The 21,114-nt window shown below is 64.9% G+C and carries 17 protein-coding genes; 9 read left to right on the top strand and 8 right to left on the bottom strand.

What is annotated here, in order from left to right; all coding sequences use genetic code 11:
* Nucleotides 1-8 precede the first annotated feature (8 nt).
* The 3 genes from ACKWRH_RS36215 to ACKWRH_RS36205 form a co-directional block, all read right to left on the bottom strand.
* Nucleotides 9-263, bottom strand: coding sequence for a hypothetical protein (locus ACKWRH_RS36215; protein ID WP_041953127.1), 255 nt, complete (start codon nt 261-263; stop codon nt 9-11).
* A gap of 133 nt (nt 264-396) precedes the next feature.
* Entirely contained in the window at nt 397-675 is a 279-nt protein-coding gene (locus ACKWRH_RS36210) for a hypothetical protein (RefSeq protein ID WP_445217433.1), read from the bottom strand.
* Nucleotides 676-695: 20 nt separating this feature from the next.
* On the bottom strand, nt 696-1,163 hold the full coding sequence (locus tag ACKWRH_RS36205; protein ID WP_445217432.1) for a hypothetical protein: 468 nt from the start codon (nt 1,161-1,163) through the stop codon (nt 696-698).
* Nucleotides 1,164-1,543: 380 nt separating this feature from the next.
* On the opposite strand from ACKWRH_RS36205, the gene ACKWRH_RS36200 reads away from it, so the two are divergent.
* From ACKWRH_RS36200 to ACKWRH_RS36170, 7 genes are all read left to right on the top strand, one after another.
* Nucleotides 1,544-1,768, top strand: a complete 225-nt coding sequence (locus ACKWRH_RS36200) for a hypothetical protein (protein ID WP_445217431.1) — start codon at nt 1,544-1,546, stop codon at nt 1,766-1,768.
* Nucleotides 1,769-1,779: 11 nt separating this feature from the next.
* Nucleotides 1,780-1,869 carry a K(+)-transporting ATPase subunit F gene (locus ACKWRH_RS36195; protein WP_041953522.1) on the top strand — a complete coding sequence of 30 codons (90 nt, stop codon included), beginning with the start codon at nt 1,780-1,782 and terminating at the stop codon, nt 1,867-1,869.
* 112 nt (nt 1,870-1,981) lie between these two features.
* Nucleotides 1,982-3,685 (top strand): potassium-transporting ATPase subunit KdpA, encoded by a 1,704-nt coding sequence (gene kdpA / locus ACKWRH_RS36190; protein ID WP_445217430.1) that lies wholly within the window; start codon nt 1,982-1,984, stop codon nt 3,683-3,685.
* A gap of 18 nt (nt 3,686-3,703) precedes the next feature.
* The gene (kdpB, locus tag ACKWRH_RS36185; protein ID WP_445217429.1) at nt 3,704-5,818 is read left to right on the top strand and encodes a potassium-transporting ATPase subunit KdpB; all 2,115 of its coding nucleotides are present in this window, start codon (nt 3,704-3,706) and stop codon (nt 5,816-5,818) included.
* A gap of 57 nt (nt 5,819-5,875) precedes the next feature.
* The gene (locus tag ACKWRH_RS36180) at nt 5,876-6,481 is read left to right on the top strand and encodes a K(+)-transporting ATPase subunit C (RefSeq protein ID WP_445217428.1); all 606 of its coding nucleotides are present in this window, start codon (nt 5,876-5,878) and stop codon (nt 6,479-6,481) included.
* A 40-nt stretch (nt 6,482-6,521) separates the two neighbouring features.
* Nucleotides 6,522-9,245, top strand: coding sequence for a DUF4118 domain-containing protein (locus tag ACKWRH_RS36175; protein WP_445217427.1), 2,724 nt, complete (start codon nt 6,522-6,524; stop codon nt 9,243-9,245).
* On the top strand, nt 9,242-9,931 hold the full coding sequence (locus ACKWRH_RS36170) for a response regulator (RefSeq protein WP_445217426.1): 690 nt from the start codon (nt 9,242-9,244) through the stop codon (nt 9,929-9,931). Before ACKWRH_RS36175 ends, ACKWRH_RS36170 begins: the two co-directional genes overlap by 4 nt.
* 102 nt (nt 9,932-10,033) lie before the next feature.
* On the opposite strand, the gene ku is transcribed toward ACKWRH_RS36170, so the two are convergent.
* Nucleotides 10,034-10,918 carry a non-homologous end joining protein Ku gene (gene ku / locus ACKWRH_RS36165; RefSeq protein WP_445217425.1) on the bottom strand — a complete coding sequence of 295 codons (885 nt, stop codon included), beginning with the start codon at nt 10,916-10,918 and terminating at the stop codon, nt 10,034-10,036.
* A gap of 117 nt (nt 10,919-11,035) precedes the next feature.
* Here ku and ligD point away from each other — a divergent pair, with 117 nt between their 5' ends.
* On the top strand, nt 11,036-13,696 hold the full coding sequence (gene ligD / locus ACKWRH_RS36160; protein ID WP_445217424.1) for a DNA ligase D: 2,661 nt from the start codon (nt 11,036-11,038) through the stop codon (nt 13,694-13,696).
* Nucleotides 13,697-13,826: 130 nt separating this feature from the next.
* On the opposite strand, the gene ACKWRH_RS36155 is transcribed toward ligD, so the two are convergent.
* The gene (locus ACKWRH_RS36155) at nt 13,827-13,991 is read right to left on the bottom strand and encodes a DUF3309 family protein (protein ID WP_007595743.1); all 165 of its coding nucleotides are present in this window, start codon (nt 13,989-13,991) and stop codon (nt 13,827-13,829) included.
* Between the two features lie 182 nt (nt 13,992-14,173).
* Here ACKWRH_RS36155 and ACKWRH_RS36150 point away from each other — a divergent pair, with 182 nt between their 5' ends.
* Nucleotides 14,174-14,491 carry a polyhydroxyalkanoic acid system family protein gene (locus ACKWRH_RS36150; RefSeq protein ID WP_445217423.1) on the top strand — a complete coding sequence of 106 codons (318 nt, stop codon included), beginning with the start codon at nt 14,174-14,176 and terminating at the stop codon, nt 14,489-14,491.
* Nucleotides 14,492-14,494: 3 nt separating this feature from the next.
* Here the strand turns inward: ACKWRH_RS36150 and treY are convergent, their stop codons facing one another.
* The 3 genes from treY to glgX are packed head-to-tail and all read right to left on the bottom strand — an operon-like array spanning nt 14,495 to nt 21,112.
* The gene (gene treY / locus ACKWRH_RS36145) at nt 14,495-17,281 is read right to left on the bottom strand and encodes a malto-oligosyltrehalose synthase (protein ID WP_445217422.1); all 2,787 of its coding nucleotides are present in this window, start codon (nt 17,279-17,281) and stop codon (nt 14,495-14,497) included.
* A 1-nt stretch (nt 17,282) separates the two neighbouring features.
* Entirely contained in the window at nt 17,283-19,037 is a 1,755-nt protein-coding gene (gene treZ, locus ACKWRH_RS36140; RefSeq protein WP_445217421.1) for a malto-oligosyltrehalose trehalohydrolase, read from the bottom strand.
* Complete coding sequence (glgX, locus tag ACKWRH_RS36135) at nt 19,034-21,112, bottom strand: glycogen debranching protein GlgX (RefSeq protein WP_445217420.1); 2,079 nt, start codon at nt 21,110-21,112, stop codon at nt 19,034-19,036. Before glgX ends, treZ begins: the two co-directional genes overlap by 4 nt.
* Between the last annotated feature and the right edge of the window lie 2 nt (nt 21,113-21,114).

Genomic DNA, 21,114 nt, shown 5'->3' with positions numbered 1-21,114 from the left:
CGAGGAGCTCAGGCGGCGCGCTTGGGAGCGGCGGCATCGGGCCTCCTGCCCATGTCGAGCTCGATCTCGCGCGGCAGCTCGATGATGGTTTCGGGGTGCTGTCCGTTCTCGAACAGCGCATATTTGATGGCCTGGGCGCGGTTGACGAACAGGCCACCGTAGAGGCCGTTCTGCTGCTGGGCGACCCACTGTCCCCTGTGGTTGCGGCCGATGAAAACGACGGTCGAGGGTGAGCTGCACGAGGGAGGTTCGACGAGTTTCACTTTCGTATTCCTTCCGATTGACGCGGGCGGCGGGTGCGTGTCCCGCGACCACCCGATCAATATCTTTTCAAGCGAATATGATTTCGAGTGAGGCTGCGCGACGATCTCATAGGAAGGTCATAAAGCCCGATGTTCAGGCCAGCTCGTTGACGACCTGAACCAGCGCGAACAGCGCGCCGAAGGCAACGCCTTCGTCCCAATGATTGAGGACGACACCGAACAGCGGCTCGCGTCTGACGAGGCCGGCGAGGGCGCACAGGATGATCGACATCCAGAGCAGGGCGGAGAGGCTGCGTGCAAAGCCGACGCTGCCGAAGGCTGCGAAGGCGGCGAGCAGTGCGAGGCGGACGGCAAAGCGCGCGATCACCCGCGTCGGGCTGAGGACCCGCGACATGTTCGAAGATTGCGGCAAGGCGCGAACCTCCGCTTGGCCTAGCTGAAATTCTCGCAAGCGACCGGCTGATAGAGCGGGTCCGGAGCGGGGCGCACGGTGGGAACGCTCGGCCGCGATACCTCCACGGCCAATGCCTGCACCTCGATGAAGGCCGACAGCAATGCCAGCGCGAGATCGGCATGCCGGGCTTCGACAGCGGTGTCCAGCCAGTCCGGCAATTCGCGCTCGCGCGACAGCGCGCAATGCCACTCGCCCTCGTCATAGGCGATGCGGCGGACCTGCCACAGCGGCAGCTCGAGCTCGATCAGCGCCAGCGCGGCGTCGGTCCATGCCTCGGCATCAACCAAGCGCATGATATGCGCACTGCGCCCGCTCTGTCCGCGCGACGGGAAGCGCCGGCAGGCGAGATCGATGATGTCGAGCATCAGCGGGCGCGTCATTGCCGGTGCCGCGCGAAGCTGCTGGTTGAGGGAAGGTGGGGCAAGGCGTCGGAGAGCGGCGGTCATGTGAGGCCTCCTGGAATTGGCGTCGGTCAGTCGGCCGGCCTCTCCAAGATGGCTGGAAGCGCATTTGAAAACGAGATGGGGATGGGACGGGAGATATAGGGATTTCATAAGTGCACGGAATCTTCCGGGTATGAGCGACAGATCGCCGACCGCCGTCTTCGCCGAAGGTGAAGGCTTATAGAAGCAGGGCTTTTTGAAAAGACCCTAGCCATGGCCTGCCTTAACAACGGTAGTGAAAGCGATGGTGGTTTGTGTCGCTGCGCTGCGCGCTCGGAACGACCGCCCGGAATACAGTGTCGGTGCCACATAGCGGCCGGCCACGACGTGCCGGCCTTTATGAGATTCCTATAACGTCGCCATAGGCCTCATCTCGAAAACCTATGCCGGTGGTGGCACTTCAACACGGTCAAAAGTCCCGGCTGGTGCGGTGGAAATGCATTGCATTTCCTTCGTTCCACGCGCTCGCCGGACGTCTGAGAAACGGTTGCGTCCGACATAAAGCCGCAACGAGGAGCATTCCCATGATGGACATTCTGATGCTGGCGCTGGGCTTTGGCTTCTTCGCGCTCGCGATCGGCTACACCTACGCCTGCGAACGGCTGTGAGGGAGCAGACTATGACCTTCGATTATTCGCTCGCCGCCGTCGTCTCGCTCGGTCTCCTGTTCTACCTCACTTACGCGCTGCTGCGGCCCGAGCGGTTCTGACCCGTGCTGCTGCTTCTCGAATTGCTGCTCGCGGACGCCGCGCTCGTCGCGTGCCTGCTTGCCCTGATCCTGCCGCTCCTGCGCAGGACAAACGTCCTAAAGGGTTGATTCCATGACCATGATCGGTTGGCTCCAGATCATTCTCTTTTGCGCGATTATCGTCGCGCTGACGAAACCGCTCGGCGGGTACATGACGGCTGTGTTCAACGGCGAGCGGACGTTCCTGTCGCCGGTGCTGCGGCCGATCGAGGCCGGCATCTACTGGTTTTCCGGCGTCGAGGAGAGGCGCGAGCAGCATTGGCTGACCTACACGGTCTCGATGCTGCTGTTCCATGTCGGCGGCTTCCTGATCATCTACGGCGTGATGCGGCTTCAGGCGGTGTTGCCGTTCAACCCGGCCGGGCAGGGCGCGGTCGCCCAGGATCTCTCCTTCAACACCGCGATTTCCTTCATCACCAACACCAACTGGCAGAATTACGGCGGCGAGAGCACGGTATCCTATCTCGTGCAGATGCTCGGCCTGACGCACCAGAATTTCCTGTCGGCGGCGACCGGCATCGCGCTCGCGGTGGCCATGATCCGCGGATTCTCGCGCGCCTCGATGCGCACGGTCGGAAATTTCTGGGTCGACGTCACCCGCACGACACTTTACGTGCTGCTGCCGATCTGTGTCGTCTACACGCTGTTCCTGGTCTGGCAGGGCATCCCGCAGACGCTCGGCGATTATGTCGAGGCCACGACGCTCGAAGGCGCCAAGCAGACCATCGCGGTCGGTCCGGTCGCCTCGCAGGTCGCAATCAAGATGCTGGGCACCAATGGCGGCGGCTTCTTCAACGCCAACGCCGCCCATCCCTTCGAGAACCCGACCGCGCTGTCGAATCTCGTGCAGATGCTCTCGATCTTCCTGATCGGCGCGGCCATGACCAATGTGTTCGGCCGCATGGTCGGCAACCAGCGCCAGGGCTGGGCGATCTTCGCGGTGATGGGCGTGCTGTTCATCGCCGGTGTTTCCGTCACCTACTGGGCGGAAGCCAACGGCACCTCGATCATGCATGCGCTCGGCCTGACCGGCGGCAACATGGAGGGCAAGGAAGTCCGCTTCGGCATCGTCGCCTCCTCGCTGTTCGCCGTGGTGACCACGGCCGCCTCCTGCGGCGCGGTCAACGCCATGCATGACAGCTTCACCGCGCTCGGCGGCATGATCCCGCTGATCAACATGCAACTCGGTGAAGTCATCATCGGCGGCGTCGGCGCCGGCCTCTATGGCATGCTGCTGTTCGTCGTGCTCGCGATCTTCGTCGCCGGCCTGATGGTCGGCCGCACGCCAGAATATGTCGGCAAGAAGATCGAGGCGCGCGAGGTCAAGATGGCGATGCTCGCGATCCTGGTGCTGCCGCTGATGTATCTCGGCTGGACCGCGGTCGGCGTGGTCTATCCGGCGGCGGTCGCCTCCATGGCCAATGCCGGCCCGCATGGCTTCACCGAGGTGCTCTACGCCTTCACCTCGGCGACCGGCAACAACGGCTCGGCCTTCGCGGGCCTCACCGGCAACACGCTCTTCTACAACCTCACGCTCGCATCCGCGATGTTCGTCGGCCGGTTCTTCATGATCGTTCCGGCGATGGCGATTGCGGGCTCGCTGGCCGCCAAGAAGTCGATCCCGCCGTCGGCGGGCACGTTCCCGACCACGGGTGGGCTGTTCGTCGGCCTCGTCGTGGGCGTGATCCTGATCATCGGCGGCCTGACCTTCTTCCCGGCACTCGCGCTCGGCCCAATCGTCGAGCAACTCGCGATGAACGCCGGCAACGTCTTCTGATTGTTTGGAGTGACCTCCATGGATACGATGAAACTGCAAAAACGTGCCCCGATGTCGGCAATGCTCGATCCCAAGATCGTTCTGCCCGCGATCAGCGCGTCCTTCACCAAGCTCGACCCGCGGCTGATGATCAAGAACCCCGTGATGTTCGTGGTCGAGATCGTGGCTGCGCTCACCACGGTGATCTTCCTGCGCGACCTCGTGGGCGGCGGGGGAAACCTCGGCTTCACGTTCCAGATCATCCTCTGGCTCTGGTTCACGGTGCTGTTCGCCAACTTCGCCGAGGCCGTCGCCGAAGGCCGCGGCAAGGCGCAGGCGGAATCTCTGCGCAAGACCCGCACCGAGAGCCAGGCCAAGCTCCTGACCGGTGCCGGCCAGGCCTTCAAGCTCGTGCCCGGCACGAGCCTCAAGGTCGGCGACATCGTGCTGGTCGAGGCCGGTGACGTCATCCCCTCCGACGGCGAGGTGATCGAAGGCGTCGCTTCCGTCAACGAAGCCGCCATCACCGGCGAGTCCGCGCCCGTGATCCGCGAGTCCGGCGGCGACCGCTCGGCGGTGACCGGCGGCACGCAGGTGCTGTCCGACTGGATTCGCGTCCGCATCACAGCGGCGCAGGGCTCGACCTTCATCGACCGCATGATCAAGCTGGTCGAGGGCGCCGAGCGGCAGAAGACGCCGAACGAGATCGCGCTCAACATCCTGCTCGCCGGCCTCACCATCATCTTCGTGTTCGCCACCGTCACCATTCCGAGCTATGCGGCTTATGCCGGCGGCTCGATCTCGGTGGTTGTGCTGGTCGCACTGTTCGTGACGCTAATCCCGACCACGATCGGCGCGCTGCTATCGGCGATCGGTATCGCCGGCATGGACCGCCTGGTCCGCTTCAACGTGCTGGCGATGTCCGGCCGCGCGGTCGAGGCTGCCGGCGACGTCGACACGCTGCTGCTCGACAAGACCGGCACGATCACGCTCGGCAACCGCCAGGCCACCGCGTTCCGTCCAGTGCGCGGCGTCACCGAACAGGAGCTCGCCGATGCGGCGCAGCTCGCTTCGCTCGCCGACGAGACGCCGGAAGGCCGCTCCATCGTCGTGCTGGCGAAGGAGAAGTATTCCATTCGCAGCCGGGACATGGCCGAGCTTGGCGCTACCTTCATTCCGTTCACGGCACAAACCCGCATGAGCGGTGTCGATGCCGGCGGCTCGTCGGTGCGCAAGGGCGCGGTCGATGCCATGCTCAACTATGTCGGCGGCGGTGCGCCGCTGGCCGTTGCCTCCGGCAACACCGCGCGCGCCATCCAGTCTGCGGTGCTTTCCGACGTCGGCCGTGAAGTCCAGACCATTGCCGACGAGATATCGAAAGCAGGCGGAACGCCGCTTGCGGTCGCCAAGGACGGCAAGCTGCTCGGCGTCATCCAGCTCAAGGACATCGTCAAGGGCGGCATCCGCGAGCGCTTCGCAGAACTGCGCCGCATGGGCATCCGCACCATCATGATCACCGGCGACAACCCGATGACGGCCGCTGCGATCGCGGCGGAGGCGGGCGTCGATGATTTCCTCGCGCAGGCAACGCCCGAGGACAAGCTCAAGCTGATCCGCGACGAGCAGGCCAAGGGTAAGCTGGTCGCCATGTGCGGCGACGGCACCAACGACGCGCCGGCGCTTGCCCAGGCCGACGTCGGCGTCGCCATGAACACCGGCACCCAGGCCGCCCGCGAGGCCGGCAACATGGTCGACCTCGATTCCAACCCGACCAAGCTGATCGAGGTGGTCGAGATCGGCAAGCAGCTGCTGATGACACGCGGTGCGCTGACGACGTTCTCGATCGCCAACGACGTCGCAAAGTATTTTGCGATCATCCCGGCGATGTTCCTGGCGTTCTACCCGCAGCTCAACGTGCTCAACGTCATGAACTTGTCGAGCCCGCAGAGCGCCATCCTGTCGGCGATCATCTTCAACGCGCTGATCATCATCGCGTTGATCCCGCTGGCGCTGAAAGGCGTCGCCTACCGCGCGGTCGGTGCCGGCGCGTTGCTCCGTCGCAACCTGCTGATCTACGGCCTGGGTGGAATCCTCATTCCCTTCATCGGCATCAAGGCGATCGATCTCGTCGTGACCGCCTTGCACCTGGCCTGATCGTCGTCGCGGGGCGCACCGCGCCCCGCGCATTGACGAAAGATTTGGAGACCTAACATGCTCAGAGAAATCCGCCCCGCCATTGTTCTCTTGCTCGTGCTCACCGCCATCACCGGCCTGGCCTATCCGCTCGCAATGACCGCTATTGCCGGTGCGATCTTCCCCGCACAGGCGCAGGGCAGCCTGATCGAGCGGGATGGCAAGGTGATCGGCTCCGCCCTGATCGGGCAGGAGTTCAAGGAGGACAAATATTTCCACGGCCGCCTCTCGGCGACTTTGGCGCCGGACCCGAATGATTCGACCAAGACGGTGTCGGCGCCCTACAACGCGGCCAACTCGGGCGGCTCCAACCTTGGCCCGACCAGCAAGGCGCTGGCTGACCGGCTCAAGGAGGACGTGGACAAGCTGAAAGCTGAAAATCCGACCGCCGCCGTGCCGGTCGACCTGGTCACCACCTCGGCCAGCGGCCTCGACCCGGACATCTCGCCGGAAGCGGCGCAATTTCAGGTGCCGCGGGTGGCGAAGGCGCGGAATCTGCCGGATGATCAGGTCCAGCAGCTCGTGGCTTCCAACACCCAGGGCCGTCTGCTCGGCCTGCTTGGCGAACCGCGGGTTAACGTTCTGGCACTGAACCTCGCGCTCGATCGCGTTGCCGCGAAATAGCGGTCTAGGCTCGCGGCGGGCGGATGATTATATTGGCCTGATGGTCCGAGAGCGCCGCGATTCCGAACAACGTCCGTCCCCTGAGGCGCTGCTTGAGGCCGCGCGCCGGGAGGAGAGCGCGAGCGGCAAGCTGAAGATCTTCGTCGGCGCCGCCCCCGGGGTCGGCAAGACCTACGAGATGTTGCAAAGCGCCCATGCCAGGCGCAAGGCGGGCATCGACGTGGTGATCGGCTTTGTCGAGACCCATGGCCGCGCCGAGACCGAGGCGCTGGTGCGCGGGCTCGAGGTGGTGCCGCGCAAGAGGTTCGATTACCGCGGCCAGATCGTCGAGGAGATGGACCTCGATGCCGTGATCGAGCGCCGCCCCCGGATCGCGCTGGTTGACGAGCTCGCTCATACCAATGCCGCCGGCAGCCGCCACCCCAAGCGCTATCTCGACGTCGAGGAGCTGCTGTCCCACGGCATCGACGTCTACACCGCCGTCAACATCCAGCATATCGAGAGCCTGAACGACGTCGTCGCCCAGATCACCCATGTGCGGGTGCGCGAGACCGTGCCGGACTCGGTCTTCGACCGCGCCGATGCGATCGAGCTGATCGACCTCACGCCCGACGATTTGATCCAGCGGCTGCGGGAGGGCAAGGTCTATGTGCCCAAGCAGGCCGAGCGGGCGCTGGAGCACTATTTCTCGCCGGGCAATCTGACCGCGCTGCGCGAGCTGGCGCTGCGGCGTACGGCCGAGCGGGTCGACGAGCAGCTTCTCAATCACATGCAGGCGAATGCCATCGCCGGCCCATGGGCCGCGGGCGAGCGCATCCTCGTCTGCATCAGCGAGGATCCGCGCGCGGCCGGGCTCGTCCGTTACACCAAACGGCTGGCCGACCGGCTGCATGCGCAATTCACCGCGATCTCGATCGAGACCCGGCGGTCGCTCCAGCTTTCGGACGAGGAACGCGACCGTCTCGCCGATACGCTGCGGCTTGCCGAATCGCTGGGCGGTGAAGCGCTGACCATTCCCGCTGTCGGCCGCCGCATCGCCGACGACGTCATCAACTTCGCGCAAGGCAACAACGTCACCCAGATCGTGATCGGGAAATCGACGCGCTCGCGGTGGTTCGAACTGACGCGCGGCTCCGTCGTGCATGATCTCGTGCGCAGTGCCGGCAATATCAGCGTTCACGTCATTCCCGGCGATGAGCTCGCGGCCGAGCCGGCGCCGAAGACGGCGGTTCAGACGGCGGTACGGGCAGAGGCGTTTGATGCACGTCCCTATCTGAAGGCGCTCGGGATCACCGTGCTCGGCCTTGCCGCAGCGGTGGCGATCAAGCCGTATTTCGGTATCGAAAACGTCGACCTGATGTTCCTGACCGCGGTTGTCGCCGTGGCTGTTCGCTACGGGTTGTGGCCGTCGCTCCTTGCGAGCGTCGCGGCGTCGCTGGCGTACAACTTCTTCTTCCTGCCGCCGGTCTACACTTTCACGATTACCGACCCGACCAATGTCGCGGCGTTCTTCTTTTTCATGTTGATCGCTTTCGTGGTGTCGAACGTCGCCGGGCGGGTGCGCACGCAGGCGGACACCGCGCTCGGCCGCATCCGCACGACCGAGCAGCTCTATGCGTTCAGCCGCAAGCTCACGGGCACCGGCACGCTCGACGATGTGCTCTGGGCAACTGCCTATCAAACTGCGCTGATGCTGAAGGTTCGCGTGGTCCTGCTGCTGCCGGAGGAAGGGCTGCTCACGGTGAAGTCCGGCTATCCGCCCGAGGACCAGATCGACCAGGCCGATCTCGCCGCCGCCAATTGGGCCTGGAGCAATGATCGTCCCGCCGGCCGCGGCTCGGACACGCTGCCAGGTGCCAAGCGGCTGTTCCTGCCGATGCGCACCGGGCGTGGTCCCATCGGCGTCATCGGTATCGACAATGATCGGACCGGCCCGTTGCTGACCCCGGACCAGCGCCGGCTGCTCGATGCACTCGTCGACCAGGGCGCACTGGCAATCGAGCGCGTGCTGCTGGTCGAGGACGTGGATCGCGTCAAGCGCACCGTCGAATCCGAACGGCTGCGCTCTGCGCTGTTGACCTCGATTTCGCACGATCTCAAGACGCCGCTCGCCTCCGTGCTTGGCGCCGCCTCGACCATGCGCGATCTCGCCGGTGCCTTGTCCGACACCGAGAAGCGCGATCTGCTCGCCACCGTGATCGACGAGTCCGAGCGCCTCAACCGCTTCATCGCCAATCTGCTCGACATGACAAAGCTCGAATCCGGCGCCATCGTGCCCAACGCGGCACTGCACGATCTCGGCGAGATCGTCGGCAGCGCGCTGCGGCGTGCGAGCAAGATATTGACGGCGCACAAGGTGGAACTGGTGCTGGCTGCCGATCTGCCGATGCTTCAGCTCGATGCCGTGCTGTTCGAGCAAGTGCTGTTCAATCTGCTCGACAATGCCGCGAAATATTCGCTGCCCGAGACGACGATCTCGATCCGCAGCCGGCGCGAGGGGAATCATGTTGTGCTAGAGATCGCCGACCAGGGTGGCGGCATTCCGCCTGACGAGCTCGAGAGCGTGTTCGACAAGTTCTATCGCGTGCAGAAGGGCGACCATGTCCGTCCCGGCACCGGGCTGGGGCTCGCCATCTCCCGCGGCTTCGTCGAGGCGATGCAGGGCACGATCTCGGCCGCCAACCGCGGCGACCGCAGCGGCGCGATCCTCACCATCCGGCTGCCCGTTCCGGCACGGACCCACGCATTGGATACCGCCGCATGAGCGCCGCCCCGATCAAGGTTCTGGTCATCGACGACGAGCCGCCGATCCGAAAATTGCTGCGGATGGGACTCTCGACGCAAGGCTACGAGATCCTGGAAGCGTCGAACGGAAGGACCGCGCTCGAGAAGCTCGCTGAAGAACCCGCGCTGATCATTCTCGATCTCGGCCTGCCGGACATCCAGGGCCACGAATTGCTGCGCACCATCCGCGGCCGCAACGAGGGCGTGCCGATCGTGGTGCTGTCGAGCCGCGGCGACGAGGCCGGCAAGGTGCAGGCGCTCGATCTCGGCGCCGACGATTATCTGACAAAGCCGTTCGGCATGGACGAGCTGTTGGCGCGCCTGCGCGCCGCGCTGCGGCACCAGCTCCAGGTACAGGGTGAACGTCCGATATTCCGCACCGGCGACCTCTCCGTCGATCTCGTGCGCCGCATCGTCAAGGTCGGCGAGCGCGACGTCAAACTGTCGCCGAAGGAGTACGATCTTTTGCGCGTGCTGGTGCAACACGCCGGCAAGGTGCTGACCCATCGTTTCCTGCTCAAGGAGCTCTGGGACGAGCTCACCGACGCGCAATATCTGCGCGTTTATGTCCGCCAGCTCCGCCAGAAGATCGAAGCCGACCCCGAACGCCCGCAATATGTGCTGACGGAGACGGGGATCGGGTACCGGCTGAAGGCGGGGGAATGACTCCAGCCGTCATTCCGAGGCGCGCGTCAGCGCGAACCCGGAATCCATTTCTCCGGCCGTCACGCCCGGGCTCGATGCTTCGCATCGCCCCGGAATGAGGGGCTACCCCGCCTTTCTCTGCCGCGCCGTCGACCGGTGCGTCTTTTTCGCGCTGCGCCGCCCCCCGGTGGCACGACGCGCGTGGGACTTCGCCGCCGTCTTCTTCCCGCCGCGTCCGTTCAGGCTCTGCTTCAGCGCGTCCATCAGGCTGACGACGTTGCTCGGGCGCTCCTCGCGTTCCGGCAGCTCGATTGTCTTGCCGCTGGCCTTGCGCTTCACCAGCGCCTTCAGCGCGGTCTCGTACTCGTCCTTGAACTTGCTCGGGTCGAAATGTGCGGCCTTGGTATGCAGGATGTGGCCGGCGAGCTCGACCATGTCCTTGGTGATCTTGGGGCTCTTGATGTCGTCGAAGAACTGGTCCTCGTCGCGCAGCTCATAGGGGAAGCGCAACGTGGTGCCGAGCAGACCCTTGCCGAGCGGTTCGATCGCGATGATGTGCTCGCGGTTGGTGAGCACGATCTTGGCGAGCGCCACGCGGTCCTGGTCCTTCATGGCGTCGCGGATCACGGCAAAAGCATCGACCGCAGCCTTGCCGTCGGGCGCGATATAATAGGGATGATTGAGATAGCGCTGGTCGATCTCGTCGCTCGGCACGAAACTCTCGATGTCGATGGTGTGGTTGCTTTCGATCTGGACCGCCTCGAGCTCCTCCGGCTCGATCTCGACATATTTGCCCTTGCGCAGCTCGTAGCCGCGTCCCTTCTGGTCGCTCTCGACCACGTCACCGGTCTCGGAGTCCACCATCTGCTGCTTGAGCCGGTTTCCGGTCTCGCGGTTGATCATGTGAAACCGCGTCTTCTCGGCCGCTGTGGTCGCCGGATAGAGCACGATCGGGCAACTGACGAGCGAGAGCTTTAACGTTCCTTTCCAATAGGCGCGCGGGGCCATTCCGTTCTCCAGCGTTCCAAGGCATTTTGGAACCCCAACCGCCCCATCGGGTTTTGGTTCCGGGTGGGACTTTTGCCGTGATAGGCTTCAACGCCGAAAGAGAATGCGGGGCCGGTCGTGCTGCGAAAACTCTCCACCTACCGACAGAAACGCGATTTCGAGAAGACACCGGAGCCGTCGGGCAAGACCGCGGTGGCGCCATCGACGCAGCGGCGCTTCGTGATCCAGAAGCACGACGCGACGCGGCTGCACTATGATCTGCGGCTCGAGTTCGACGGCGTGTTCAAGTCGTGGGCGGTCACCAAGGGACCCTCGCTCGATCCGCATGACAAGCGGCTGGCGGTCGAGGTCGAGGACCATCCGCTCGACTATGGCGATTTCGAAGGCACGATTCCCGAAGGGCAGTATGGCGGCGGCACGGTCATGCTCTGGGACCGCGGCACCTGGGAGTCCGAGGATCCCGAGCGCGGCTTCCAAAAGGGCGACCTCAAGTTCACGCTCCACGGCGACAAGCTGCATGGAAGCTGGGTGCTGGTGCGGATGAGGCATGACCGCACCGGGGGCAAGCGCACCAACTGGCTCTTGATCAAGCATCGCGACGAATATGCCAGCGAGAGCGACGACATTCTCAGCGAGGACAAGTCGGTGGCCTCCGGCCGCGCGATGGCGCAGATCGCCGATGGCAAGGGGCGCGCGCCAAAACCGTTCATGCTGGCGAAGGGTGCCAAGGCCGATGCGGTCTGGCAGTCCAATCGTGTCGAGGAGCCGAAAGGGCGCACCGTCAGGCCGGCGCCCGGCGCGGTGTTGAAGCGCGGGACGGGCGCAAAGACGAAAGCGACGACCGCGACAAACGCGAAGAGAGTCTCGGAGATGCCGGACTTCGTCGCGCCGCAGCTCTGCACCCCGGTCGAGCGGCCGCCGGCGGCCGACGGCTGGTGCCACGAGATCAAGTTCGACGGCTATCGCGTCCAGCTCCGCGTCGAGGACGGCGAGGCGACGCTGAAGACGCGCAAGGGCCTCGACTGGACCGACAAGTTCGCAGCCATCGCGAAGGAGGCGGGGGAGCTTCCCGACGTTATGATCGACGGCGAGATCGTCGCCCTCGATCACAACGGCGCGCCGAATTTCTCTTCGCTCCAGGCCGCGCTGTCGGACGGCAAGACCGAGGACCTGATCTTCTTTGCCTTCGACCTCCTGTTCGCCGAGGGGCTCGATTGCCGGCGCCTGCCCCTCGGCGAGCGCAAAAGCCGCCTCAGGCAAATCCTGGACGCAGGCAGGAAGAAATCGAGCCAAATCCGCTATGTCGAGCATTTCGAGAGCAGCGGCGATGCCGTGCTGCAATCGGCCTGCAAGCTCGAGCTCGAAGGCGTGGTGTCGAAGAAGCTCGATGCACCTTATCGGTCGGGGCGAACGGAAAGCTGGACCAAGGCCAAATGCCGCGCCGGCCATGAGGTCGTGATCGGCGGCTGGAAGACCACCAACGGCAAATTCCGCTCGCTGATGGCCGGCGTGCACCGCGGCGATGATCTCGCCTTCGTCGGCATGGTCGGCACGGGCTTCGGCGCGGACACGGTCAAGCGCATCATGCCGTCCTTGAAGGCCATGGAGGCCAGGCAAAGCCCCTTCGGCGGCAAGAACGCGCCGAAAAAGACGCGCGACGTGCACTGGCTGAAGCCGGAGCTCGTCGCCGAGATCGAGTTCGCCGGCTTCACCGCCGACGGCAATATCCGCCAGGCCGCCTTCAAGGGTTTGCGGCAGGACAAGCCGGCCAAGGAGGTCGAGGCGGAAACACCCGCGGATACCGAACTCGCAAAGCCGTTGGCCAGGAAGCGTGCTGTGCCGAAGGCAGGCAAGCGCAAGGATGCCGGCACGGCCGAGGTGATGGGTGTCGTCATCTCGAAGCCGGACAAGGAGCTATGGCCGGATGGCGGGGACGGCGAGGGCGTCACAAAACTCGATCTCGCGCGCTATTTCGAGGCCGTCGGCGCCTGGATGATCGAGCACATCAAGGGGCGCCCCTGTTCGATTGTGCGTGCGCCTGACGGCATTGGTGGTGAAAAATTCTTCCAGCGCCATGCCATGCAGGGCACCTCGAACCTGCTGGAGCTCGCGAAAGTCTCGGGCGATCGCAAGCCGTACTTGCAGGTCGATCGCGTCGAGGGGCTTGCCGCGGTCGCGCAGATCGGCGGTGTCGAGCTGCATCCCTGGAATTGTGCCCCGAACGCCTACGATACGCCGGGCCGGCTGGTGTTCGATCTCGATCCCGCGCCGGACGTCAAATTCGCCGATGTCGTGGACGCCGCCAAGGAGATGCGGCAGCGCCTCACCGACGTCGGCATGGAGAGCTTTTGCAAGACCACCGGCGGCAAGGGCCTGCACGTGGTGGTGCCCCTGCTCCACGGTGCGCGCGACAAGGTGAGCTGGAAGGAGGCCAAGGCGTTCGCGCAAGGCGTTTGCCAGTGGATGGCCGACGACGATCCCGAGCGCTATCTGCTCAACATGTCAAAGAAGCTGCGCAACGGAAAGATCTTCCTGGATTATTTGCGCAACGACCGCCTGTCGACGGCGGTGGCGCCGCTGTCGCCCCGTGCGCGCGATGGCGCGACCGTGTCGGTGCCTGTGACATGGGCGCAGGTGAAGGGTGATCTCGATCCGAAGCGGTACACGGTGCGGACGGTGCCGGGTCTGTTGGCGCGCTCGAAGGCGTGGGATGGTTACGATGACGCGGCCGCCTCGATCAAATCGGCGGCGAAGAAGTTGGCCGGGAAGATGAAGTAAGTCCGTACGACGGGCGCGACACTTGTAGGGTGGGCAAAGCGAAGCGTGCCCACCATCCTGCTCTCCGAACGAAAAGGTGGGCACGGCGCAAGAGCGCCTTTGCCCACCCTACGAGCCGCTCGCTGGGTTGCTAGATTCTACCCAGCAATAGCAGGATCAGCAGGATGACGATGACGAGTCCGAGGCCGCCGCCGCCGTAATAGCCGGTGCCATAGAACGGGCCGCCGCCGATACCGCTGAAGCCGCCGAGCAGCGCGATGACCAAAATGATCAGAATGATCGTACCGATAGACATGCTAGTCTCCTCCAGCCCTTTGTTGAAAGGGTCGTTTGCACCTGTCCCGTGGTGCGAGGGCAACTTGCCGCAGGTTTTATAGTTCCCACGATGAAACACGGCGAACGGGGCCAACTTGCATGGAACCTTTGCCAGTCCAGGCGGCATGACTATGTGAGGATCAGTCACCGCAGGGCAGGGCCATGTCAGCACCGCTTGTCGTCTCCATTCCGCATCGTCTCGGCCGCGAGGAAGCCGTGCGCCGGCTCAAGGCCGGGCTCGGCCGCGCCGCCGCCAGCATTCCCGTGATGCAGGTCGAGGAGGAGCGCTGGAACGGCGACAGCATGAATTTTCGCATCCGCGCGCTCGGGCAGATCGCGAGCGGCCAGGTCGATGTCGCCGACGACCACGTCAAGGTTGAGGTTGTGTTGCCGTGGCTGTTGCAGCGCTTCGCCGAGATGGCGCAGGCGACCATCCGCAAGCGCGGGCAGGTGTTGCTGACCAAGGACGGGGGAAAGTAGCCGTCAGCTCCGAGCGCGTTGTTGCCTGGGTCTCGCCGTGCTGGCGGCGCGTGCTTCGATGACCGCAGCGGGAATATCCCGGAAGGCTTGCGCGAGCGGCAATCGATTGCCGGCAAAGCCCGGCCCGGTGTAGCCGGTGACCTCGATCGTCGCGTCAACGTCCTCGAACGCGGGCCATTGTCGGCCCTCTTGCGTGAACGGCGCAAGCTGGCGCCCGACCACGACGATCGCAGCCGTGCGGCCGTGTCGGCGGACAAAGGCAATGACGTGGTCTGCGTGCGCGCCCCGGACCTGCAGCGGCTGATACTCGCCCTGCGCGAACACATCGGCGAGTTCGTTGCGCAGTTTGAGCAGGTGCCGCGTCCATGCCAGCTTGAGCTGGCCGTTCGGCCAGGTCTTGATCAGCCCGCGCCAGTCCGGCGCTTCCAGTGACATCAGCGCCGTCTGCCGCGCGGCAAAGTCCACCGGGCGGCGGTTGTCGGGATCGACCAGCGACAGGTCCCAGTATTCGGTGCCTTGGTAGAAGTCCGGCACGCCAGGCTGTGTCGCCTTGAGCGTGAGCTGGCTCAGCGAGTTCAAGGCGCCGAGCAGCGCGACGCGACGTGCCAGGGTTTGCAGCGCCTCCAGGAACTCGCTGGATTGCGCTGGATCGAGGATCTTCGCGATGAAGCTCTCGACGCCGTTCTCATAAGCCTCGTGCGGGTTGAGCCAGCTGGTCTCCTCCTTGCCCTCGCGCGCGGCCTTGAGCGCGTAGGCCTGGATGCGCTCGACGAAGCCGGCATCGGCCGGCTCCCCGAGCGACCAGGCGCCGAGCAGGGTCTGGTAGAGCATGTATTCGAACGTCGCCGAAGGGGCGCGCAGATTGCCGTTGAGCGCGAGGCGCGGCGCGTTCAGCACCTTCCAGCGCGCCACCGCGCTGGTCCATTCGCCGGGAATCTCGCTGAGCGCCGCGATGCGCGCGCGGGCATCCTCGCCGCGCTTGGTGTCGTGGGTCGCGGTCGCCGTCATCCCTTGCGGCCATTCCTTGGCACGTGCGCGCATGGCCTCGTGGAAGGCAGGTATCGTGAGGCCATTGCTCGCGGGATCGCCGCCGACCTCGTTCAGGGCGAGCAGCCGGTGGAATTGATAGAAGGCGGTGTCCTCCAGCGACTTCGCCATCATCGGTCCCGTGAACTGCTGCACCTTCAGCGCGAAGCGGCGCACCCGCGGAGCGCTATGCGGAGGCCGGCCGGGCTTGAGCAGGTCCATCGTCAGCGCGTCGCGCAGGAAGTCGAAGATGCCTTCATCCGCGGCGAACCATTCCGCGCGAGCCCGTTCGATGGTGTCCTCAATCAGCTTGCGGTCGAGGGCGGTCGGGCCGCTATGCGTCAGATAGGTGCGATAGACCGGGAAATGCAGCACGTACAATTCGAGCGCCTGCCGCAGGCTGTCGGCGGAGAAGTCGCGGGTCGAGTAATGCCCGTTGGCGATGCGCGCGAGCAGGCGGGTCAGCACGGTGAATTCGCTGGTGAGCAGCGTCTCCAGCACGCGCCGCTTGGCGTCCTTGACGTAGGGCGCCAGCCGCGGCGGACGGTTGCTGATCTGCCGCCAGGTCTCGTTCAGCGCCTCCAGCCCTTTCGCGTCGACCAGAACATGGGTGATGACGTTCATCCACTCATAGCCCGTGGTGCCCTGAACGCCGGCGAAATGCGGCAGGCGCTCGTGCTCGCACAGGATCTTTTCGATCACGGTATAGAACGGTTTGGTGTTGCCTTGCGCGTCGCGCACCAGCCGGCGCAGCCGCTGGCAATATTGTGCGGGATCGCGCAGGCCGTCGATGTGATCGAGGCGGATGCCTTGCAGCTTGCCGTCGGCAATGAGCTGCTTCACCAGCCGGTGCGTGGCGGCGAACGTGCTCGCGTCCTCGACGCGCAAGCCCGCAAGCCCGTTGACGTCGAAGAAGCGGCGATAATTGATGTCGCTGGAGGCGAGCCGCCAGTGCCCGAGCTTGTAGTGCTGGCGCTCCAGCAGATGATGCAGCGCCAGCGTCTGCGCCGGACGATCCTTGGCGGAACGATAGGCGGCGAGGCCGCGCACGATGATGTCGGCGCTGCCTGCGATCTCCTTGAGCTCCGCCTTGAAGCCGGGCGCCTCCCTGCGGTTGGGGCGACGCAACCCGGTGTAGCGGGCCGCGAGCGCAAGCAGGCGCTTGCCGGCCTCGGTCTCGGCGGCGTCAGCTTCCTTCACGATCACGCGGAGCATTTCGCCATAGCGTTCCGGCGCGATCGGCAGGCGATGCTCGAAATACCAGGCGGAAAAACTGCCTTCATCGGGATCGTAGCGCAGCTCGATGTCGCCGCGCTCCAGCGCCTCGCCGTAGGGCGAACCGAGGATCGGCAGCAGCACGCCGCCGCGGGCACGATAGGCCAGTTGATCCCAGTCGATGTCGAAGGAAACCGCATGCGGCGAGGCCTGGCCCCATTCCAGCACGTCGAGCCACCAGGGATTGTCGGCAAAGTGCACGCCGACATGGTTCGGCACGAAATCGATGATGAGGCCGAGGTCGTGCTGCGTGAGGGCGTCGCTCAGCCGGGCAAAGCCGGCCTCGCCGCCGAGCTCGGGATTGAACTGGCTGTGGTCGACGGTGTCGTAGCCATGGGTCGAGCCCTTGCGCGCCTTCATCACCGGCGAGGCGTAGAGATGCGTGATCCCGAGTGCCCTAAGGTAAGGCACGACCGCGGCGGCCTTGTCGAAGTCGAAGTCCGCGGTGAGCTGAAGCCGATAGGTCGCAAGGGGAATGGCAGGAGGCATGCTAACCTCCGAGATGCCAGATCACCGACCAGGGTGGGAGCCGATCGCCGCTGACAGAGCCCCAGATAGGCGTGCCTGTTGCGTCGCTGGGACGTGCGATGTCCTTGTCCGAGAGATTGGCGGTCAGGCGCAACGTCGTGCCATCGCCCATGCGCCAATGCGCGGAGAGCAGGCCGCTATCGGCCGTCGCGGCATCGCCGAACCTCGCACCTTTCAATCGTGATGCGATCTCCTTGTGACGGAGCGTGAGCAGCTCCCGTACCAGCGCGAGCCGCGAATCCTGCTCCGGCGTGTGGCCGGTCCAATCCAGCACGGCCGATTGCAGCGTTTTGGGATCGAGTGGATCGGGGACCTCGTCGCCGTATTTCTCGTAGGCCCAGTCATATTCCTGCTTGCGACCCTTGCGCACGGCATCGGCAAGGTCGCCCCGGAAATCGCAGAAGAACGGGAAGGGCACCGTGGAGCCCCATTCCTCGCCCTGAAACAGCATCGGCACCATCGGCGCGAGCAGGGTCACCGCGAGCGCGGCTTCGATCTGCCGCGGCGATGCCAGGCTCTCGAGTCTATCACCCAATGGGCGATTGCCGATCTGGTCGTGGTTTTGCAGGAAGTTGACGAAGGTCGCCGGCGGCAGCTCGCCGCTCGCCTCGCCGCGCGGCTTCTTGCCCCAGAACTCCGAGATCTCGCCCTGGTAGACGAAGCCCGACGCGAGCGCGCGAGCGAGATCCATGCGCGGCGTCTGGTAGTCGCCGTAGTAGCCCGCGAGCTCGCCGGTCAGCATCACGTGCCAGACGTGGTGATAGTCGTCGTTCCACTGCCCGCGATATTTGCCGTTGGGCGGATCCTGCGCGGCATCAAGCAGGCTCGCGCGGTTGTCGCCGTTCTCCAGCACGAGATGGATGTGCCGCCCCGTGGCCTTGGCAAGCTCGCCGGCGGCGACACTGAGGTCCTGCAACATCGACTGCTCGTCCGGGATCGCCATGATGTGATTGGCGGCATCCAGTCTCAGGCCGTCGAAGCGATAGTCGGTGAGCCAGGACAGCGCGTTCTCGACCGCGAAGGCCCGGACCTGCGGCACACGATAATCGATCGCGCTGCCCCATGGCGTATGCGCATCGGTGAAGAAAGCCGGCGCATAGCGGCCGAGATAATTCCCCTCGGGGCCGAAATGATTGTAGACGACGTCGAGGAACACCATCAGCCCGCGCAGATGCGCCTCGTCGATCAGTGTCTTCAGGTCCTCGGGCCGGCCGTAGGCGCTGTCGGGCGCGTACCAGAGCACGCCGTCATAGCCCCAGCCGCGGCGGCCGGCGAAATCGGCCAGCGGCATCAATTCCAGCGCGGTGATCCCGGTCGCAACGAGATGATCGAGCTTGTCGATCATGGCGTGATAGGTGCCCTCAGGCGTGAAGGTGCCGACATGGGTCTCGATCAGCACCGTCTCTTCCCAGGGACGTCCGCGCCAATCGCGCGCGCGCCACGCGAAGGCATCATGATCGACGACTTCGCTCGGGCCAGAAACGTCGTCCGGCTGGAAGGCGGATGCGGGATCGGGCACGTCGATCTCGTCGTCGATCCTGAACTGGTAGGGACTGCCGACGGGCAGGCCGGCAATCTCGGCGACATACCAGCCATCCTGCCGGCGCTGCATCGCGTGCCTTCTGTCGAGCAGGAGATCGACTCGGCGAGCACCGGGCGCCCACAGCCGGAACGACACGCCGTCCCTGGTCGGCCTCGCCCCGAAGGATGGTCTCATAGCGCCCCCGCGAAGGCGAGCACGGAGCGCGGCGGCGCCTTGCTGTCGCTTCCGGGCTGCAGATCAACACTGTTCGGCCTGGCATCGGTGGTGTTCAGGATCTGCTGCCAGCTGTTGTACTCGGCCATTTTGGGCAATTTGAATGCGATCTCTTCGGGGGCGGCGTTCAGTACGATAAAGATCGCGGCGCTCCCCGGTTCCATCGGCCCCATCACATAGGAGAGGAACCGCCCTTCCGGGAATTTCCAGTCGTTCTCCGTCATCTCGTCGCCGGCGGGCGTCAGCCACAGCGCGCCGTAGGAGAGACCGTCCTTGGGCCGGCCGTCGAGCCAGCGATGGCTGCGAAGCTGCGAGAACCGGCGGCGGATCTCGGCGAGCCCGGCGACGAAATCGACCATGTCGTCGCCGTCCTTGCCGAGGTTGTCCCAGCCGACCCAGCCGACCTCGTTGTCCTGGCAATAGGCGTTGTTGTTGCCGGACTGCGAATTGCCGACCTCGTCGCCGGCCAGGATCAGCGGAACGCCCTGCGCCAGCATCAGGCAGGCCAGCACGTTCTTGCGAAGCTGCCGCCGCAGCCCGAGAATCTCGGGATCGTCGGTCGGACCCTCGACACCGCAATTGTTGCTGTGATTGTCGCTGGAGCCGTCACGATTGTCCTCGCCATTGGCCTCGTTGTGCTTCTCGTTGTAGCTGAAGAGGTCGGCGAGCGTGAAGCCGTCATGCACGGTGATGTGGTTGATGCTGGCGCGCGGTCGCCGTCCGTCATGGTTGAACAGGTCGGATGACGCCGTCATGCGGCTGGAGATGTCGCCGATCAGGCTGCCTTCGCCGCTCCAGTAGCGGCGCATGGCGCTGCGATACCGATCGTTCCACTCCGACCATTGGGAAGGGAATGCGCCGACCTGGTAGCCGCCGAGCCCGAGATCCCAGGGTTCGGCGACGAGCTTCACCGCCGCCAGCACCGGGTCCTGCCGGATCGCCGTCAGGAACGAGCTGCCGCGATCATAGCCGTTCGGCCCGCGCGCGAGCGTGGTGGCGAGGTCGAAGCGGAAGCCGTCGACATGGCAGACCTCGACCCAGTAGCGCAGTGAATCCATCACCATCTGGAGCACGCGCGGATGGGTGAGATTCACCGACGAGCCGCAGCCGGTGAAGTCGTCGTAATAGCGCGGGTTCTCGCGGTTCAGCCAGTAATAGGAGGCATTGTCGATGCCGCGGTAGCACAGGGTCGGACCGAGGTGATTGCCTTCGGCCGTGTGGTTGTAGACGACGTCGAGCATCACCTCGATGCCGGCATCGTGCAGGCGCGCGACCGTGGTGCGGAAGGAATCGAGCGCATTGTCCTGGGCGTAGCGCGGTTCGGGCGCGAAGAAGGACAGCGTGTTGTAGCCCCAGTAGTTGGCGAGCTTCTTCTCGACCAGAATGCGGTCGTCGATGAAGCTGTGGATCGGAAGCAGCTCGACGGTGGTGACGCCGAGCGTCTTCAAATGCTCGATCATTGCCGGCGACGACAGGCCGCCATAGGTGCCGCGCAAATTCGGCGGCACGTCGTCGCGCTTCTGCGTCAAGCCCTTGACGTGGGCCTCGTAGACGATGGTGTCTTCCCAGGGGATGTTGGGCCGGATCTCGCGACGGCCCCAGTTGAAGGTCTCATCGACGACGACCGCCTTGGGCATGCCGCGCGCGTTGTCGCGCCGGTCGAAGGAGAGGTCCTCGCGCGGCGAGCCGGTGCGATAGGCGAAATGCGCATCGCTCCAGACCAGCCGCCCGGCGAGCCGTTTGGCGTAGGGGTCGAGCAGCAGCTTGTTGGCGTTGAAGCGGTGGCCGTGCTCGGGCTCGTAGGGGCCGTGCACGCGATAGCCGTAGAGCTGGCCCGGCGAGATGTCGTTGAGATAGCCGTGCCAGACGTCCTCGGTCCGCTCGGGCAGCTCGACACGCTCGAGCTCGCGCCTTCCTTGCGTGTCGAACAGGCACAGCTCGACCTTCTGCGCGTTGGCGGAGAACAACGCGAAATTGGTACCGCGTCCGTCCCAGCTTGCGCCGAGGCGTGCGGGCGATCCAGCAGTCAGGCGCATCG

The organism is Bradyrhizobium sp. Pa8 (assembly GCF_052588265.1).
The sequence above is the reverse complement of the archived record's forward strand: the minus strand, read 5'-3'. Positions and strand labels throughout refer to the sequence as shown.